The following is an 18,860-nucleotide window of genomic DNA, read 5'->3' as shown; positions in this document are numbered from 1 at the left end:
GAGAATGAATGAACTTTTGTATTGTTCTTTATATAAATTGTTGAAATTTATCCATCATGATGAAGAACAAGTCACTGTATTTAAAATTTTAAACTTTTTATAACAGACATAAAAAAACCCGCAATAAAGCGGGTTTTTTACTATTAAAGCTTACACTTCAACAGATACGTAGCGACGGCCAAACTGACCTTTCACTGCGAATTTAATTACGCCGTCTGCAGTAGCAAACAAAGTATGGTCACGGCCCATACCTACGTTTGTACCAGCGTGGAATTCTGTACCACGTTGACGAACGATAATGTTACCAGCAGTCACAGATTGACCACCGTACATTTTAACACCTAACATTTTTGGGTTTGAGTCACGACCGTTACGTGTCGAACCACCGGCTTTTTTAGTTGCCATGTCTATTTACTCCTCGTAATTAGCCTGAAATAGCTGTAATTTTCAACTCAGTGAACCATTGACGGTGACCTTGTTGTTTACGATAGTGCTTACGACGACGCATTTTGATGATGCGGATTTTGTCGTGACGACCATGGCTAACTACTTCAGCAGTTACGGTAGCACCAGCAACAACTGGAGCACCAATTTGAATGCTGTCACCGTTTACAAGCATTAATACGTCATCAAACGTAATAGTTGCGCCTGTTTCAGCTTTCAACAATTCTACTTTAAGGGTTTCACCCTCAACAACACGGTGCTGTTTACCACCGCTTTGGATTACTGCGTACATAATGTACTCCAACATTCCCGTGTCGTCGTGCCGATAAAGGAAGATACCGAGCTTAAGACGAACGCCACTGGGGTTATACAAAGGCGAAGATTTTAAGTGATAATTTATTAAACAACAAGTGATTTTGTCTAATATTTCCGATATCCCGCCCCCTCTACATTTCATTTTTAGTCTTTGCACTTCAATGTCAGCATTAACTCATGATATAAATCAAACAACTATCCACCTTTAAAAGGTAAGTTATGATCATTTCACTGTTTATTCAAATTGAAATGGTAATTTCAAATCAATCCGCTACTATGTAGACAATAAAGTAGTTCAGAAAATAATAGCAATGACTCACTTTCAAAAATCATTCAAATTTGGACAGATTAAGTACAAAGCTGTATGGTTTTGATCAATTACTGTATTGCTTAGGCAACATTCAGTCGTGATAAATTGTTACACTAGCCTTGAAATTCAACGCATTTGCATGAGGAATCCGTTCACATGACCATCGACTTTAAGCAAGATATTCTCGCTCCTGTAGCAACTGACTTCACTGCGATGGACACGTTTATTAATGAAGGGATTACTTCAAAAGTTGCTTTAGTCATGGCAGTCAGCAAACATGTTGTTGAGGCAGGTGGTAAACGTATGCGTCCGATTATGTGTCTACTTGCAGCAAAGGCATGTGGTGCTACCGACATACAAATGGAACCTTACCGCAAACTTGCCGCAATCATTGAAATGTTACATACTGCAACATTGGTACATGATGATGTGGTTGATGAATCGGGTTTACGTCGTGGTCGTCCAACAGCCAATGCAACATGGAATAACCAAACTGCGGTTTTGGTTGGTGATTTCCTGATTTCTCGCGCATTCGACCTTTTAGTCGATTTAGACAATATGGTCTTGCTCAAAGACTTCTCTACAGGAACATGTGAAATTGCTGAAGGCGAAGTCCTTCAACTTCAAGCACAGCATCAACCTGATACTACTGAACAAACTTATCTCGATATTATTCACGGTAAAACATCACGTTTATTCGAACTTGCAACCGAAGGTGCAGCCATTCTTGCAGGAAAACCTGACTACCGTGAACCGATGCGTTTATTTGCAGGTCACTTTGGTAATGCATTTCAAATCATTGATGATATTCTCGATTACACCTCTGATGCTGAAACATTAGGTAAAAATATTGGTGATGATTTAATGGAAGGTAAACCGACTTTACCGTTAATCTCAGCACTACAAAATACTACAGGTGAACAGCACGAAATTGTTCGCAAGAGCATTGCAACAGGTGGTACAGAACATTTGGAACAGGTAATTCAAATTGTGCATCAATCAGGTGCTCTTGATTACTGCCGTCAACGTGCACATGAAGAAACCGACGCTGCTTTAAAGGCATTACATCGCCTTCCTGAAAGTGAATATCGTCAAGCCCTCTACAATTTAGCGCAGCTTGCTTTACATCGTATTCAATAATTTAGACGCTTTAATTTGCCTATGCATATAAAATTTCATGACTTATTCCAACAAATACGAGAGCAGCAGAACACACCTCTGGCTGCTCCGAACCCCAATATCCTGATTGAATTCATCAATCGGATACGACCTCAAGAAGTAAGCAATACTGAAGAAATCCATCAAAAATTAAAGGCATTGATCCAAGCCTTACTCATTACACCTTCTGCTGCAATTGACCTACAATGTTATTTACTTCGACTGATCAATCATTACAAACAAACCAGTTTATATACTGACAGCGGTATTTTATCTTTAGATGGTTTTTGGAATCAGTTTGGACAACGTCTAGGCGCACATATTCTTCCCTTACTGAGAGATGAAACCGATCTACGTGATTTAATTGGAAAAATTTTCCATCAACCAAGTGATCCACAATGGCTTGAACGTATTGATAATGAACTTTGGCGAGAATTATTTAAACTGTTAAATAATGGTTATGGTTCTGCAAACGAAAAAACCACCATTAAAAATGAACTCATCAAAGCCATTACGGTCTTATCTTATCGCATTAGTGGTATTGGCTTATATCAAGAATTTATTAATGCACAACCTGAACTTTCGGAATATGAGTCACCCTTTTTAGTACAAAACCGTGAAATTATTGAATTCATTGAAGCCTATAAACAGCAATATCGCTCTATAGGTGATATTGCTGTTTTTGTGCCATCCGATGCTGACCAAGCCTTAGTCATACTTGAACAATGCCGAGATGTCGTTCTTAAGATTCGACGTGCGACCAAACGCATTGGGGTCAGTCTAAGCCTAACTTATCTTTTAGCACTACTTGAACAATGCTTAGATCGTGTCGAAATTTTATTAAATTTGTTGGTTGACGATGATGATTTACTTTATGACTCTATGGGTGAGCTACTCACTCATGTGGTACATGCTCATTACACCGAAACCAGTGTTCGCGAACTCATGCGTACTAATAGTGAACTGATTGCACTACAGGTCACTGAAAATGCAAGTAAAACAGGCGAGCATTATGTAAGTACTGACAAAAAAGGCTTCTTTGGCATGTACAAAGCTGCGGCGGGTGCAGGTGCCATTATTGCCATAATGGCAACACTAAAGATTTTGACTGCCCGACTCGTCCTTGCTCCATTTTTACATGCTTTTTTATATAGCATGAACTATGCATTGGGCTTTATGCTTATTCATGTCTTGCATTTTACAGTTGCGACTAAACAACCTGCTATGACGGCTGCTGCACTTGCATCAACCGTTCAGCGTAGCAAAGGCTCTAAAACTGCACAGATTGCAGAGCTCGCCGCCTTAATTATCAGTATTATACGTACCCAATTTATTGCAATTTTAGGTAATATTTCCATTGCCATTCCTACAGCCGCACTCATTACATGGCTATGGCAAATAGGTTTACAAGAGCCACTTTTGACTCATACTAAAGCCACTACACTTTTACATAGCCTAAATCCATTTACCTCACTTGCCATTCCACATGCAGCTATTGCTGGAGTGTGTTTATTTTTATCGGGCTTATTGGCAGGCTATTTTGACAATATGGCTGTTTATAGAAAAGTTGGCCCTCGTTTAAAAGCACACCCTTTTCTTAAAAAACAGCTTGGACAAGCAAAACTCGATACATTTTCGAATTATATTGAACGAAATTTAGGGGCATTGGCAGGAAATTTCATCTTCGGCATCATGCTTGGCAGTATGGGAACGGTTGGCTTTATTTTAGGTTTACCTTTAGATATTCGTCATATTGCTTTTGCTTCAGCCAACTTTATACAAGGTTTAATGAGCATTAATGGTACACCTGAAATGGGTTTAATTATTGTTTCCTTCCTAGGTGTTTTACTGATTGGACTGACTAACTTATTTGTCAGCTTCACTTTAACCATTATTGTCGCCTTACGTGCACGTCAGGTACGTTTTGAACAGTGGAAGCCTTTAGCCAAGCTTGTTTTTACCCACTTTACGACTCGCCCAATTGATTTTTTTTGGCCGCCAGCACAACCAATTGATATTCAAAACACCACAAATACAAACAGTCCGCCAAAACATTAGACATTTTGTTATGATTTTGTGCATTTTCTTACATCGCACATAAAAAGATTTTAATATAAATCTTCCGTTTAGTCTGACTTGAAAAAAAGTGTACTGGCTAGTACACTTTGCAATGAAATCTGATCTGGCTTGTGATATTTTATAAACTAAACAGGTCAATTTATGCCTTTTTTACTTTTGATTTTAGGCTGTATTGGTTTAAGTATAAGCTGCATAGGACTACATATTCCCCTTATACATCAATTCGATACATCAACCATCGTATGGATAGCTTCGCACCGTAATGCATATCTCAATGCAATTACGGTCGTTATGTCTGTATTGGGTGGATTACCATCGACACTGATCATCAGCGGAATAGGATGTCTCACCCTAAGTAAAAGTAAAAAGTATACGGAAATTTGGTTCGTATTATTGAACATTACTGGGAGTGCTGCGCTAGGTTGGTTGCTCAAATATGCAATTGACCGTCCCCGCCCCGATGAAGTTTATCGGATGGTTGAGACTTACGGTGCTTCATTTCCAAGCGCACACAGCATTTATGCTGCTGTTTTAGGCTGTAGTGTTATGTTTATTTTCCGTAGACATAAACAAGCTAAATTGTTCATTATGCTCGCTTGTTTCTGGTTGGTTTGTATGGGGCTATCGAGAATTTATCTTGCAGCACATTATCCAACAGATGTTTTGGCTGGATGGGGAATTGGATTGATATGGACAACCTTTGTGTGGTTTGTACTCTCTCATTACGCATTGAAAAGAAACAAATTATTTTAGATAAAAAATCCTAATGAGGTGAAATAATGATGTCGGCAAAGCTTTGGGCACCAGCCCTGACTGCTTGTGCTTTAGCAACAAGTATTGCACTTGTCGGTTGCAGCAAAGATCCTAAAGAAGCAGAGCAAGCTGCTGCTGCCCAAAAAATGCCGCCGACAGAGGTTGGTGTCATTGTTGCTCAACCACAAAGTGTTGAACAGTCGGTTGAATTATCAGGCCGTACTTCAGCATATCAAATTTCTGAAGTACGCCCACAAACAAGCGGTGTTATCTTAAAACGTTTGTTTACAGAGGGTAGCTTTGTACATGAAGGTCAGCCTTTATACGAAGTTGACTCAAGTATTAATCGTGCCAATCTTGAAAGTGCCAAAGCTTCTTTGGTTCGCCAACAAGCCAACTTAAATGCACTGCAAATTAAAGCCAATCGTTACCGCCAATTGGTCGGCATCAATGCCGTATCTAAACAGGAATATGATGACTTAGTTGCACAAATCAAATTGGCCGAAGCTGACATTGCAGCATCGAATGCTGCTGTGAAAAATGCACAAATTGATCTAGGTTATTCAACTGTTCGCTCACCTATTTCAGGTCAATCAGGTCGTTCTTCGGTGACTGCTGGTGCGTTGGTTACAGCAAATCAAGCCAATGCTTTGGTGACAATTCAACAGCTTGATCCAATCTATGTCGACATTAGCCAATCAAGTGCTGAATTGCTACGTTTACGTCAACAATTGAGTCAAGGTAGTATCGACCGTAGTAACAACACCAAAGTTCGCCTAAAACTTGAAGATGGTAGTTTCTACGCTGTTGAAGGCAACTTGGCATTTTCAGATGCAAGTGTAAACCCTGAAACAGGCTCTATAATGCTACGTGCTGTCTTCTCAAACCCAAATCATTTGTTGTTGCCAGGTATGTTTGCCAATGCACAAATTGTTCAAGGTGTGATTCCAAATGCTTACCTCATTCCACAGGCTGCCATTACACGTACGCCAACGGGTCAAGCAATGGCGATGTTAGTTAATGCTAAAGGTCAGGTTGAAGCGCGTCCAATCACAACAACTGGTGCACAAGGTCAAAATTGGATTGTGACACAAGGTCTACAAACAGGTGATAAAGTTATCGTTGATGGTATTGCGAAAGTAAAACCTGAACAGCCTGTTGTTGCTAAACCTTACCAAGCTAAACCTGATGCAACGCAAGCGCCTGCAGCTGCAAAAGAAGGTGCGTCAGCAACTCAACCTGCTCAGCAGCAAAAAGCTACTTCAAATACATAAGGGGTAGACTTAATGGCTCAATTTTTTATTCATCGCCCCATCTTTGCATGGGTGATCGCATTGGTCATTATGTTAGCGGGTATACTCACGCTCACAAAAATGCCAATTGCACAGTATCCAACCATTGCTTCGCCGACTGTTACAATTTCTGCAACATACCCTGGTGCTTCTGCTGCAACTGTTGAAAATACAGTGACACAGATTATTGAACAACAAATGAATGGTTTGGATGGTTTACGTTATATCTCATCTAACAGTGCAGGTAATGGTCAAGCCTCGATTGAGTTGAACTTTAATCAAGGTATTGACCCTGATATTGCACAGGTTCAAGTACAGAATAAACTTCAATCTGCAACAGCTCTTTTACCTGAAGATGTTCAACGTCAGGGGGTAAAAGTAACTAAATCGGGCGCAAGCTTCCTACAGGTTATTGCGTTTTATTCTCCAGATGAAAGCTTATCTGCAGCCGACATTAAGGACTACGTAAACTCAAATATTTCTGAGCCCCTCAGCCGTGTGGCAGGTGTGGGTGAAGTACAAGTATTTGGTGGTTCTTATGCAATGCGTATTTGGCTAGACCCTGCCAAAATGACCAGCCTCAATATCACACCAAGTGATGTTGCAGCAGCAATTCGTGCGCAAAACTCACAAGTTGCAGTAGGTCAATTGGGTGGTGCTCCTGCAATTGAAGGTCAAATGCTTAATGCGACCGTCAATGCACAAAGTATGCTGACAACCCCTGAACAATTCAAAAATATTTTCCTCAAAAACACCACATCGGGTGCTCAGGTTCGTATTGGTGATGTTGCTCGTGTTGAATTAGGTTCTGAAAACTATCAGTTCGATTCAAAGTTCAATGGTAAGCCAGCAGGTGGTGTAGCAATTAAACTTGCAACAGGTGCAAATGCGCTTGATACAGCCAAAGCTGTTGAAGCACGTTTGGTTGAATTACGTAAAAACTATCCAACAGGTATGTCTGATAAATTGGCATTTGATACCACGCCATTTATTAAACTTTCGATTGAATCTGTAGTACATACACTCGTAGAAGCTATTATTCTTGTATTCTTCGTGATGTTTTTGTTCTTACAGAATTGGCGTGCAACCATCATTCCAACCATGGCTGTTCCCGTTGTTGTACTCGGTACATTTGCTGTAATTAATCTTTTCGGCTTTTCAATCAATACTTTGACGATGTTTGCCATGGTTCTAGCCATTGGTCTACTCGTCGATGATGCGATTGTTGTTGTTGAGAACGTTGAGCGGGTCATGCAAGAAGATCATCTTGATCCGCTTACAGCCACTGAAATTTCAATGCAACAGATTTCAGGTGCATTGGTTGGTATTACAAGCGTATTGACAGCGGTATTCGTACCGATGGCTTTCTTTAGTGGAACCACAGGTGTTATTTACCGTCAGTTCTCTATTACGCTTGTAACGGCAATGATTCTGTCGTTGATTGTCGCGTTAACCTTCACCCCTGCCCTATGTGCGACCATTCTTAAACAACATGATCCTGAAGCAAAACCGAGTAACAATATTGTTGCCCGTTTCTTCCGTGGATTTAACAATGTATTTGATCGTACTGCCGAAAAATATAAAGGCGGTGTAGACTTCATGGTGCATAACAAAATCCTTTCGGGTATTGTTTATGCGGCAGTGATTGGCGGTTTAGTTGTTTTATTCAAAATGTTGCCTTCTTCGTTCTTACCGGAAGAAGATCAAGGCGTGGTAATGACACTTGTTCAATTACCACCAAATGCAACATTAGATCGTACTGGTAAAACGATTGATACCATGACCGATTTCTTCTTGAATAAAGAAAGTAAAACTGTTGAATCGGTATTTAGTGTTTCAGGTTTCTCATTTACAGGTGTTGGTCAAAATGCCGGACTTGCTTTCATTAAATTAAAAGATTGGGAAGAACGTACTGCACCTGAACAACAAATTGGTGCACTGATTCAACGTGGTATGGCACTGAATATGATCGTCAAAGATGCATCGTACATCATGCCATTACAACTACCAGCAATGCCTGAACTTGGTGTAACTGCTGGTTTCAACTTACAGTTGAAAGATCCAGCGGGTCAGGGTCATGACAAGCTACTTGCTGCACGTAATGCAATTTTAGGTATGGCATCTCAAGACAAACGTCTTGCAGGTGTACGTCCAAATGGTCAAGAAGATACGCCTCAATACCAAATCTATATTGACCAAGCTCAAGCTGGTGCAATGGGTGTGAGTATTGCCGAAATCAACTCGACGATGAGTATGGCTTGGGGTGGTTCATACATTAATGACTTCGTTGACCGTGGCCGTGTAAAACGAGTTTATGTTCAAGGTGAAGCCAACGCGCGTATGATGCCTGAAGATCTAAACAAGTGGTACGTTCGTAATAACAAAGGTGAGATGGTTCCATTCTCTTCCTTTGCATCAGGTCAATGGACTTACGGTTCACCTCGTTTAGAGCGCTATAACGGTGTTTCTTCTGTTAACATTCAAGGTACACCTGCACCAGGTACAAGTTCGGGTGATGCGATGTTAGCAATGGAAGAAATCATTGCCAAACTTCCATCTATGGGCTTAACAGGCTTTGACTACGAGTGGACAGGTTTATCTTTAGAAGAACGCGATTCAGGTAATCAAACTTTACCTTTATTAATTCTTTCTCTACTCATTGTCTTCTTATGTCTTGCAGCACTCTATGAGAGTTGGTCGATTCCATTCTCTGTTCTTTTGGTTGTACCTCTAGGTATTGTTGGTGCATTTGCATTAACTTGGCTTGGTATGGTGATCAAAGGTGATCCTAACCTATCCTTTAACATCTACTTCCAAGTCGCAATCGTGGCAGTCATCGGTTTGTCTGCGAAAAATGCGATTTTGATTGTAGAGTTTGCCAAAGAACTGCAAGAAAAAGGCGAAGATTTGTTTGAAGCAACTTTACACGCAGCGAAAATGCGTTTACGTCCAATCATCATGACCACATTGGCATTTGGTTTCGGTGTACTTCCACTCGCGCTTGCGACGGGTGCAGGTGCAGGAAGTCAGCACTCTGTCGGTTTCGGTGTATTGGGTGGTGTAATCAGCTCAACATTCCTCGGGATCTTCTTTATTCCAGTCTTCTTCGTATGGATTCGTAGTATCTTTAAATATAAACCTAAAAATCAAAATATTCAGGAGCATAAATCGTGATGCAACAAGTATGGTCTATTTCAGGTCGTAGCATTGCGGTATCTGCACTTGCGCTTGCTTTGACTGCATGTCAAAGCATGCGTGGTCCAGAACCCGTAGCTCAAGCAAGTATTCCAGAAGGCTTTTTAACAAATGCATCTTCTGGTCCATCAATCGCTGAACAAGGCTACAAAGATTTTTTCTCTGATCCTCGCCTGATTCAGACGCTTGATCTAGCACTTGCCAATAACCGTGATTTGCGTACTGCAACACTGAATATTCAACGTGCTCAGCAGCAATACCAAATTACTGAAAACAACCAATTGCCAACCATTGGTGCAAGTGGTGGTGTGCTACGTCAAGACACTCTGAACAGCAAGCCAATGACCACTTACAATGTTGGTTTGGGTGTAACCGCTTATGAGCTCGACTTTTGGGGGCGTGTTCGTAGCCTAAAAGACAATGCTTTAGATAACTATTTGGCAACGTCTAGTGCTCGTGATGCAACGCAAATTGCATTGGTCGGTCAAGTAGCTCAAGCATGGTTGAATTACTCATTTGCCAATGCTCAGCTTAAGTTGGCTGATCAAACATTAAAAGCACAGTTAGAATCTTACAATCTGAACAAAAAACGTTTTGATGTCGGTATTGACAGTGAAGTTCCTGTTCGTCAGGCACAAATTTCTGTTGAAACTGCACGTAATGATGTCGCGAACTATAAGACTCAAATTGCACAAGCTCAAAATTTACTGAACTTGCTTGTGGGTCAGCAAATTCCGACAAACTTACTCCCTGCGCAGCGCGTGACTAAAATTGCAAGTGCTTCGACATTTACATCAGGTCTACCAAGTGATTTGTTGAATAACCGTCCAGATGTTAAATCTGCCGAATATCAACTGTCTGCTGCGGGTGCAAACATTGGTGCTGCTAAAGCACGTATGTTCCCAACCATTAGCCTGACAGGTTCTGCAGGTTACGCATCGACCGATTTAAGCGATTTGTTTAAATCAGGTGGTTTTGTTTGGTCTGTAGGCCCAAGTATTGATATTCCGCTTTGGGATTGGGGCACACGTAAAGCGAATGTAAAAATTTCTGAAACAGACCAACAAATTGCGTTATCTGATTATGAAAAATCTATTCAATCTGCTTTCCGTGAAGTCAATGATGCCCTAGCTGTTCGCCAAAATATTGGTGACCGTTTATCTGCGCAAAGACGTCTTGTTGATGCAACAAATACAACGTATAAACTTTCAAATGCCCGTTTCCGTGCTGGTATTGATAGCTTCTTAACTGTATTGGATGCTCAGCGTTCTTCTTATGCAGCTGAACAAGGCTTATTATTGCTTGAACAAGCCAATTTGAATAACCAAGTTGAATTGTATAAAACGCTTGGTGGCGGTGTAAAAGCCAACAGTTCTGACCAAGTTATTCAGCAACCCTCTAGTGCTGAATTGAAGACTCAAAGTAAAACTGAACAATAAGTTCTAAGTTTTTAAAATGCTCACTTCGGTGGGCATTTTTATTACCTTTCACTTTTCTAATCAAATAATGTCTGTCTAAAAGAAAAATAGAAAAACTTCAAAATATGACTCACTTTCTCAGATACACCTGACATTGCAATTTAGCCTTATTTTGATTATCTTCAAACTAAGCACATTATGTTAAAAATCGTATGCAACTAAGTAATTTAGAAAGTGTTCCTGGTCATGACATTATTCAACAAATTGATGTCGTCTATGGCAGTACTGTCCGTAGTAAACATGTCGGTCGAGATTTTATGGCAAGCCTTAAAAATATTGTCGGTGGTGAACTCAAAGGCTATACCGAGCTTTTAGAAGAATCACGCCAAGAAGCCATGGATCGTATGATTCAAAAAGCACAACAGATGGGTGCAAATGCAATTGTTGGTATTCGCTTTTCAACATCAAATATTGCTCAAGGTGCTTCGGAACTTTTTGTTTATGGTACGGCTGTCATTGTTCAACCGAATCGAACCATTAGTTCTTCTTCGCTGCCTAATCCATTTCCAACTCAAGGATAAGCTATGGAAGGATTGATTTTTAAGATCGTCCTCTTTGTCCTTTTATTTAGTATTGGATGGTTAGTAGGACGACATGTTGAACAGAAACATTTGAGAGTGCTTGAAGAAAAAGAGAAAAAATTGGCACATATTAAAATGGATACCAATAAATTCCAAACCTCTCAATATTCAGGACAACTCATTGAAAGTAATGTCGTTATTTCTAACGATTATTTTAAATATGTAATTGCACAAATTCAAAATTTCTTTGGTGGACGTCTAACAACTTATGAATCAGTTGTAGATCGTGCACGGCGTGAAGCAATTGTTCGCTTAAAACAAAAAGCTGTAGATGTTGGAGCAAATCAAATTATGGGGCTACGTTTAAGTACGACTGAGTTGGGAATGGAAGGTGGTATGGTTGAAGTTTTTGCTTATGGAACAGCGATTAAGTATTAAAAATACAATATATTTTCATTAATGCTTGATTATTTTTATTAACAAGCATACGAACGAATAAACATATATACCTTGTTTCTCTCCTAATGACTCATCTATATTGAGTATAAAAAGGGCAATATATTATGTTGGTCAAAAAAATGAAAAACTTATTTTTAACAATGAGCATGGCTATAATACCGATGATTTCTTTAACAGCGAAAGCTGAATTAATTGTATTGGCATCGCCTCAGAGTGAGGATACGTATTATGCAAAAATGGTTGATGATATTTTTGACTTCCATATTAATTATGCAAAACAAATTATTAAAAATGGAGATAAAGTCCTTATATTAACAGACAAATATCTTTACCCAGATTATGTCAAAGCAATAGGTCAAAATCATGTTGTCATTGCACCTATGCAAGATATTTGGATGCGTGACTTTAGTAGTGCAAATCCAGATCAACCGACCCTTTTTCGTTATACAGCGGCTGGACAAGGTGGAACTAAAAAAGCCCAAGCTATTTCTGATGATGTTCAATCTGACTTTAAACTTTATAGCCAAAAAGCAGGTTTAAAATTTATACAGACCCAACTACTCAATGATGGCGGAAATTGGGTTGAAGATGGTTTTGGTAATGTTGTCATTAGTACTAAATTTTTATCGGATAATCGTCTATCTGAAAAAGTAGCACGTGAAAAATTAATCGCTTTGACCAATGCTAAACATATTGCATTTATTGATGCGGATGAACAAGGTGGCTTAGAACATGCTGATGGTGTCGTCAGTTTCGTAGATCAGAATACCTTAGTGATGAACACTTATCCTGAAGATCCTGATTATACAAAAAAATTAAAAGCAGATTTAATACGTGGTATTCCAAATATTAAAATTCATGAAATAATAACCCCTTATGATGGAAGCCAAATCTATGATAAAAAATTCGGATCTGCATGTGGTTTATATACCAATATGTTAGTAACGCCTGAGCACATATATTTCCCACAATTTGGTATCAAAGAAGATTCTGTTGCATTACAACAAATTCGAGCAATCACTAAAAGAAAAGTTATTCCAGTTCAATCTAATCATGTTTGCCATATGGGCGGTGGGGTTCGCTGTATGTCATGGCAGTTAAGAGGCAAAAATGCTGAATTGTTATTAAATTACGTCAATAAAACACATTAAAAAATTAAATCATCGCTATCAACAAAATAAATTAAGAAGTTGATATTATTAATTTATTCCACATCAATTATGATGATTATTACTGTCCTGACCATTTTAAATGACAGGACAGAAAAACTGCTTATTCAAAAATAGCTTGCCAATAGTGATAGGTTTTTTCTTCGCCATCGGCTAATTTAAATTCATACATCATTTTACGTGTTTCTATAATATTAAAATCTACGGGATGATTGAATAAATCGCCGTCATATGCAAACGTATGATATTCGCCATTTTCACCACATACATCGACATCGTTTGGCATTAAGTCAATGCTTCCCGAATTAATGTCCTTTCCAATAAAAGTTCCATCGAGTTTACTGGCATCAGTGACGATAATTTTTGTTTTTATTCCCGAAGCTAAAAAGTCTTGCATCACTTCAGTCGAGTTGGGATTCCACAATGGTTCAACTACTTCTATTCCCAATGGATGTAATCTATCTTCTCTATATTTACGCACATCTGTTAAATAAATATCACCAAAAATAAAATGTTGCACACCTTGTGCCTTAAAGTGTTTTGCCGCATTTAACATTCTTAGCTCATAAATCTCAAGATTTTTAGGCAAAAATACGGGATAAAGAGGAATACCAATACTCTCTGCTTGTTTTATCATAAGTGTATAAGGAATCGCATGCATTGAAGAGAGTTTTGTTTCTTCATTGACTGTTGTTAATAAAGCAATAACTTCAAACTGGTTCTCTTGTAACACTTTAGAGAGTGCTAAAGCTGAATCTTTACCACCACTCCAATTAAATACTGCTTTCTTACGAATATGCACAATTACTTCACTTTCATTTTACGAATCATTTTATACAATATTGAAGGTGAAATACGTGAAACAAATACGCCAAGTTTCTCTTTACGTCCACCAATCACTATATATTCTTCACCTTTTAATAACGCTTTGACCGCATGATCAGAAAACTCTTCCGCAGTTAAACCATTTGCGGTGGCTTCATTATCATAACCTTGCGCTTTACCTTCGCCGTTTAAAGCATTGATCGACACATTGGTCTGTACAAACCCTGGAAATAACACAGAAACGCTAATGCCATCTTGTGCAACTTCAGCACGTAAACTGTTTGCCCACATATGAATAGCGGCTTTTGCTGCCGAATAAGATGCACGATACTGAGTCCCTAATAAGCCTGCTACACTCGATACATAGATAATACGTCCCGATTTTTGCGATAAAAATGTAGGCAAAACCAACTTAGTCAGAAACACTTGTGAAAAGTAGTCGACTTCCATAATCGCACGTTCAGTTTGCATACTTGTTTCAGCAATCAAGGCACGTTGGCTTAAACCTGCATTATTAATCAGCCAATCAATACGTCCTTTTTCTTTCAATACTTGTGCATATGCATCACGTACTTGAGCTTCATTGGTAATATCCATTGCAATAGAAATATGCTGATCTGAGTTTGGCAAACTTACACGCACATTTTCCAACTCTTCAAAGCGTCTTGCGCTCAATACAATTTGCGCTCCCTGCGATGCTAGTGTAGTTGTCAATGCTTTTCCTAAACCTGAAGATGCACCTGTAATCCACACTACTTTTCCTTGTACGTTTTCCATAGCAATCCCTCATTTTTTTGAATGACATTATTTTACTCACGACTATGCCATAAAAATGCGATCTATGAAAAATAGTTCACATAAAAATAGTTTTAAAGAATTGAATCAGTTCATTTAAACTTCAAGTACAAATTTTGAAAAATGATGACCATAATGTTTTAATTTTTCATCATTACTACTCGATTTTTCATAATCATCAGCCACCTTTTCAAGGCGTTTATAACCTGTACTTGTTACCATACTAATGACACCATTTAAGGTTTTATCGACCACAAAATTAAATTTCAACAAAGTTTTAGGATCGCGAATAAATTCTGAAACACCCAAATCTATCACCTGAATCAAATTTTTCAGCGTGCCTCGCAAATTTTGTACATCGCCCTGCTGAAGTTTTTGTAAATCGTTAAATGAGTTTTCACCCAAATGCTTATCTAGTTGATAATGCATTACCACTTCAGCATTTTCTGAAGCATCAAATTTTTTCAAAATATGATTGGCAACTGGTTTTAGACGTTCATTACTAAATAAAGAAATAGACCAAGGCATGTACTTTTTCATTGCGCTTTCAATTTGATTAAAAATCTGCTCAGCCTCTTTTAAGCTCTTTTTACCCTCGGCACTGAGTTGTGAGTTTGCACGCTGTTCTTCAATAAGTGTACCAAAAAGCTGATCAAGTACCTGACATGACATGTCCGTAAATGCTTGCCCCAATTCTTTTGCAACATCCTTTTTTTCACCTTTGTTGAGATGTTGGCTAATATTGACCAATTGTTGATAGGTCTGTTGCTTGATTAATAATTCAACTCTATAACTCATTTTATACTTCCATTATTTTCATTATTGGGGCAGTCCATGCATCTTAACAAAGCGAATGTGTAACAACATTGTCTTTAAGTACCGTCCATTTCAAATATTATTTTCTATGTTTTATTTTTTAATCAAATAGTTATTTCTATATATTTGTAAAGCTGACTATTTTTTCTAAAACAATTACATTCACAAAAGCTATTTATTTGCCCTACCTAAAACAATTGACATGAATAATCATTCTTCATGCTTGTTTTATTCATTGCATTCAACAGAATCGTCTCAATAACACAGTATTTCAGCATGTACAGGAAGCAACAAAGATGGAATTTTTTTGCTACAATGGATCTAATTTTTTATTCTATTTAAAAATTTTCGAGCTATGACTGATTCAGCGCAAAACATCTCTACGACTTACGATCCAACTGAGATCGAAAAAAAATGGTACCAAACTTGGGAAGAGCGTGGCTACTTCAAACCGTCTGAAAAAGGCGAATCATTTTGTATCATGATTCCACCACCAAACGTCACAGGTAACTTGCACATGGGTCATGGCTTTAACAATGCCATTATGGATGCCCTTACGCGTTATAACCGCATGTCAGGTAAAAATACTTTATGGCAACCGGGTACAGATCACGCTGGTATTGCAACGCAAATGGTTGTAGAGCGTCAGTTAGGTGCGCAAGGTGTCAGTCGTCATGACTTAGGTCGTGAAAAGTTCATCGAAAAAGTGTGGGAATGGAAGGAACAATCTGGCGGAAATATTACTAACCAAATTCGTCGTTTAGGTTCATCTGTAGATTGGTCTCGCGAACGCTTTACGATGGATGAAGGTTTATCGAATGCTGTAAAAGAAGTGTTCGTTAAATTACACGAAGATGGCTTGATCTACCGTGGTAAACGCCTCGTTAACTGGGATCCAAAATTACAAACTGCACTGTCTGACTTAGAGGTTGAGTCAGATAAAGAAGAACAAGGCTCACTTTGGCACTTTAAGTATTTCTTTGAAGATAAAACTGTTCGTACACATGATGGTAAAGATTACATCGTTGTAGCAACAACTCGTCCTGAAACATTACTCGGTGATACCGCGGTTGCTGTTGCACTTGATGATGAGCGTTATGCAGATCTTGTTGGCAAAAATATTATTTTACCAATTACAGGTCGTGCTGTTGCGATCATTAAAGATGAATATGTTGATAAAGAATTCGGTACAGGCTGTGTAAAAATCACCCCTGCACATGACTTCAATGACTATGAAGTGGGTAAACGTAACGAACTCCCAATCATCAACATTTTCAATAAAAATGCTGAAATTTTGGCTGAGTTTGAGTTCATTGCCAAAGCTGGTGAACAAATTTCTAAAACTATCACAGCGCCTACTGAATATGTGGGTCTTGAGCGTTTTGCTGCACGTAAAAAATTGGTTGAACAAGCGGAAGCTGAAGGTTGGTTAGATCAAATTCAACCGTATACGCTTAAACCACCTCGTGGTGACCGTTCAGGCGTAATTGTTGAGCCACTTTTAACAGACCAATGGTATGTGAAAATTGCGCCACTTGCTGAGCCTGCAATTAAAGCTGTTAAAGATGGCGACATTAAATTTGTGCCTGAGCAATACAGCAATATGTACATGGCATGGATGAACAACATTCAAGACTGGTGTATCTCTCGTCAATTGTGGTGGGGTCACCGTATCCCTGCATGGTATGACGTAGATGGCAACATTTATGTAGGTCGTTCTGAAGAAGAAGTCCGTGAAAAGAATGGCATCCCTGCTGATGTTCAACTGGATCAAGATGAAGATGTACTTGATACATGGTTCTCATCTGGTCTTTGGACATTCTCAACTTTAGGTTGGACTGGTGATGCGAAGAAAGATGCGGAAAACTATTTCTTAAATACTTTCCACCCAACTGACGTTCTAGTCACTGGTTTTGACATCATTTTCTTCTGGGTTGCCCGAATGATTATGATGACCATGCATTTCATGAAGAATGCCGATGGTACACCTCAAGTTCCGTTTAAAACGGTGTATGTACATGGTTTAGTCCGTGATGGCGAAGGTCAGAAAATGTCTAAATCTAAGGGCAACGTGCTTGACCCATTAGATTTGATTGATGGTGTTGACCTTGAAACTTTGGTACAAAAACGTACTACAGGTTTGATGAATCCGAAACAAGCAGCGAAGATTGAGAAGTCTACTCGTAAAGAATTCCCAGAAGGTATTCAAGCTTACGGTACAGACGCTGTTCGTTTCACTTTCTGTGCACTTGCCAATACAGGTCGTGACATCAAGTTCGATATGAAACGTGTTGAAGGTTACCGTAACTTTGCCAACAAAATCTGGAACGCAACTCGTTTCGTGATGATGAACTGTGAAGAGCAAGTGATTGGTCAATCAGAACGTCAAGACCTTTGGGAATTGCCTGAGCAATGGATTGTGAGCCGTTTACAAAAAGCGGAAGCTGCGGTGCAACAAGCATTTGCAACATATCGTTTAGATTTAGCCGCACAAGCAATTTATGAGTTCATTTGGAATGAATACTGTGACTGGTATGTAGAGCTGACTAAGCCTGTTCTAAATGATGAGAATGTTTCGACTGAGCGTAAAGCAGAAGTTCGTCGTGTTCTTCTTGCGGTAATGGAAGCATCTTTACGTCTTGCGCATCCAATCATGCCGTATTTGACTGAAGAAATTTGGCAAACGCTTGCGCCTAAACTTGGCATTACTGCTGAAACCATCATGCTTGCGCAGTACCCTGTTGCCAACCCTGAGCGTGTAAACGAACAAGCTGAAGCAGATATGCAATGGCTTCAAGGTTTGATTGGTGCTGTACGTAATATTCGTGGTGAAATGGGCTTAGGTAATGCACGTTTATTGCCTGTTCTTTTACAGAACACGACTGAAGCAGAAAAAGCACAGATCACTCGTATTGAACCTTTGTTTAAAGCATTGGCGAAAGTTGAAAGTATTACTTTCTTGGCTGATGGTGAGCAACCACCATTGTCTTCATCTTCTGTCGTTGGTCATGTATCTGTATTTGTGCCAATGAAAGGTTTAATTGATCCTAAAGCGGAACTTGGTCGTTTACAGAAAGACTTCGACAAAGTGCAAAAGCAACATGATCAAATTGCCTCTAAACTTGGTAATGAAGGTTTTGTGGCGAAAGCACCTGCTGCGGTAGTTGAAGGCGAGAAAGTTAAACTTGCTGAGTTTGCTGACCAATTAGCAAAGATTAAAGCAAATATGGAGCAGATTGCGGCGCTTTAAT

At 39.1% G+C, this 18,860-nt stretch carries 15 protein-coding genes; 10 read left to right on the top strand and 5 right to left on the bottom strand.

Annotated elements, in window-relative coordinates; genetic code table 11:
* Nucleotides 1–150 precede the first annotated feature (150 nt).
* Both rpmA and rplU read right to left on the bottom strand, forming a co-directional pair.
* Nucleotides 151–405 (bottom strand): 50S ribosomal protein L27, encoded by a 255-nt coding sequence (gene rpmA, locus FW754_RS04355; RefSeq protein ID WP_409511249.1) that lies wholly within the window; start codon nucleotides 403–405, stop codon nucleotides 151–153.
* Nucleotides 406–424: 19 nt separating this feature from the next.
* Nucleotides 425–736, bottom strand: coding sequence for a 50S ribosomal protein L21 (gene rplU, locus FW754_RS04350; RefSeq protein WP_005011534.1), 312 nt, complete (start codon nucleotides 734–736; stop codon nucleotides 425–427).
* Between the two features lie 489 nt (nucleotides 737–1,225).
* Here rplU and sdsA point away from each other — a divergent pair, with 489 nt between their 5' ends.
* The 9 genes from sdsA to FW754_RS04305 all read left to right on the top strand — a co-directional run bounded on the left by sdsA (nucleotide 1,226) and on the right by FW754_RS04305 (nucleotide 13,155).
* Complete coding sequence (sdsA, locus tag FW754_RS04345; RefSeq protein ID WP_409511250.1) at nucleotides 1,226–2,209, top strand: All-trans-nonaprenyl-diphosphate synthase; 984 nt, start codon at nucleotides 1,226–1,228, stop codon at nucleotides 2,207–2,209.
* Between the two features lie 21 nt (nucleotides 2,210–2,230).
* Complete coding sequence (locus tag FW754_RS04340; RefSeq protein ID WP_446323974.1) at nucleotides 2,231–4,285, top strand: site-specific recombinase; 2,055 nt, start codon at nucleotides 2,231–2,233, stop codon at nucleotides 4,283–4,285.
* A gap of 162 nt (nucleotides 4,286–4,447) precedes the next feature.
* A complete protein-coding gene (locus FW754_RS04335; RefSeq protein ID WP_446323973.1) occupies nucleotides 4,448–5,059 on the top strand; it encodes a phosphatase PAP2 family protein in 612 nt (203 codons plus the stop codon).
* Between the two features lie 26 nt (nucleotides 5,060–5,085).
* Nucleotides 5,086–6,333: an efflux RND transporter periplasmic adaptor subunit gene (locus tag FW754_RS04330; RefSeq protein ID WP_409511253.1), complete on the top strand. Its 1,248-nt coding sequence runs from the start codon at nucleotides 5,086–5,088 to the stop codon at nucleotides 6,331–6,333.
* Nucleotides 6,334–6,345: 12 nt separating this feature from the next.
* Nucleotides 6,346–9,525: a multidrug efflux RND transporter permease subunit AdeJ gene (adeJ, locus tag FW754_RS04325; RefSeq protein ID WP_409511254.1), complete on the top strand. Its 3,180-nt coding sequence runs from the start codon at nucleotides 6,346–6,348 to the stop codon at nucleotides 9,523–9,525.
* Nucleotides 9,525–10,985 (top strand): multidrug efflux RND transporter AdeIJK outer membrane channel subunit AdeK, encoded by a 1,461-nt coding sequence (adeK, locus tag FW754_RS04320; protein ID WP_446323987.1) that lies wholly within the window; start codon nucleotides 9,525–9,527, stop codon nucleotides 10,983–10,985. The genes adeJ and adeK overlap by 1 nt, the downstream gene beginning before the upstream one ends.
* A 191-nt stretch (nucleotides 10,986–11,176) precedes the next feature.
* Entirely contained in the window at nucleotides 11,177–11,545 is a 369-nt protein-coding gene (locus tag FW754_RS04315; protein WP_446323972.1) for a YbjQ family protein, read from the top strand.
* 3 nt (nucleotides 11,546–11,548) lie between these two features.
* Nucleotides 11,549–11,983 (top strand): YbjQ family protein, encoded by a 435-nt coding sequence (locus FW754_RS04310; protein ID WP_446323971.1) that lies wholly within the window; start codon nucleotides 11,549–11,551, stop codon nucleotides 11,981–11,983.
* Nucleotides 11,984–12,123: 140 nt separating this feature from the next.
* Entirely contained in the window at nucleotides 12,124–13,155 is a 1,032-nt protein-coding gene (locus tag FW754_RS04305; protein WP_446323970.1) for an agmatine deiminase family protein, read from the top strand.
* 121 nt (nucleotides 13,156–13,276) lie between these two features.
* On the opposite strand, the gene FW754_RS04300 is transcribed toward FW754_RS04305, so the two are convergent.
* The 3 genes from FW754_RS04300 to FW754_RS04290 form a co-directional block, all read right to left on the bottom strand.
* The gene (locus FW754_RS04300) at nucleotides 13,277–13,975 is read right to left on the bottom strand and encodes a Dph6-related ATP pyrophosphatase (protein ID WP_446323969.1); all 699 of its coding nucleotides are present in this window, start codon (nucleotides 13,973–13,975) and stop codon (nucleotides 13,277–13,279) included.
* Nucleotides 13,976–13,977: 2 nt separating this feature from the next.
* Entirely contained in the window at nucleotides 13,978–14,775 is a 798-nt protein-coding gene (locus tag FW754_RS04295) for an SDR family NAD(P)-dependent oxidoreductase (RefSeq protein ID WP_446323968.1), read from the bottom strand.
* A gap of 114 nt (nucleotides 14,776–14,889) precedes the next feature.
* Nucleotides 14,890–15,591 carry a hypothetical protein gene (locus FW754_RS04290; RefSeq protein WP_409511260.1) on the bottom strand — a complete coding sequence of 234 codons (702 nt, stop codon included), beginning with the start codon at nucleotides 15,589–15,591 and terminating at the stop codon, nucleotides 14,890–14,892.
* 373 nt (nucleotides 15,592–15,964) lie between these two features.
* Between FW754_RS04290 and FW754_RS04285 the strand changes: the two genes are divergently transcribed.
* A complete protein-coding gene (locus tag FW754_RS04285; RefSeq protein ID WP_446323967.1) occupies nucleotides 15,965–18,859 on the top strand; it encodes a valine--tRNA ligase in 2,895 nt (964 codons plus the stop codon).
* Nucleotide 18,860: the final 1 nt, after the last annotated feature.

The organism is Acinetobacter sp. 1207_04 (assembly GCF_052850415.1).
Note: the sequence above shows the minus strand (reverse complement) of the source record. Positions and strands in the feature narration are given on the sequence as shown.

Bases quoted from the DNA above. Each gene is read 5' to 3' on its own strand.
- rpmA (WP_409511249.1), bottom strand. From the start codon at position 405: ATGGCAACTAAAAAAGCCGGTGGTTCGACACGTAACGGTCGTGACTCA.
- rplU (WP_005011534.1), bottom strand. From the start codon at position 736: ATGTACGCAGTAATCCAAAGCGGTGGTAAACAGCACCGTGTTGTTGAG.
- sdsA (WP_409511250.1), top strand. From the start codon at position 1,226: ATGACCATCGACTTTAAGCAAGATATTCTCGCTCCTGTAGCAACTGAC.
- FW754_RS04340 (WP_446323974.1), top strand. From the start codon at position 2,231: ATGCATATAAAATTTCATGACTTATTCCAACAAATACGAGAGCAGCAG.
- FW754_RS04335 (WP_446323973.1), top strand. From the start codon at position 4,448: ATGCCTTTTTTACTTTTGATTTTAGGCTGTATTGGTTTAAGTATAAGC.
- FW754_RS04330 (WP_409511253.1), top strand. From the start codon at position 5,086: ATGATGTCGGCAAAGCTTTGGGCACCAGCCCTGACTGCTTGTGCTTTA.
- adeJ (WP_409511254.1), top strand. From the start codon at position 6,346: ATGGCTCAATTTTTTATTCATCGCCCCATCTTTGCATGGGTGATCGCA.
- adeK (WP_446323987.1), top strand. From the start codon at position 9,525: ATGCAACAAGTATGGTCTATTTCAGGTCGTAGCATTGCGGTATCTGCA.
- FW754_RS04315 (WP_446323972.1), top strand. From the start codon at position 11,177: ATGCAACTAAGTAATTTAGAAAGTGTTCCTGGTCATGACATTATTCAA.
- FW754_RS04310 (WP_446323971.1), top strand. From the start codon at position 11,549: ATGGAAGGATTGATTTTTAAGATCGTCCTCTTTGTCCTTTTATTTAGT.
- FW754_RS04305 (WP_446323970.1), top strand. From the start codon at position 12,124: ATGAAAAACTTATTTTTAACAATGAGCATGGCTATAATACCGATGATT.
- FW754_RS04295 (WP_446323968.1), bottom strand. From the start codon at position 14,775: ATGGAAAACGTACAAGGAAAAGTAGTGTGGATTACAGGTGCATCTTCA.
- FW754_RS04290 (WP_409511260.1), bottom strand. From the start codon at position 15,591: ATGAGTTATAGAGTTGAATTATTAATCAAGCAACAGACCTATCAACAA.
- FW754_RS04285 (WP_446323967.1), top strand. From the start codon at position 15,965: ATGACTGATTCAGCGCAAAACATCTCTACGACTTACGATCCAACTGAG.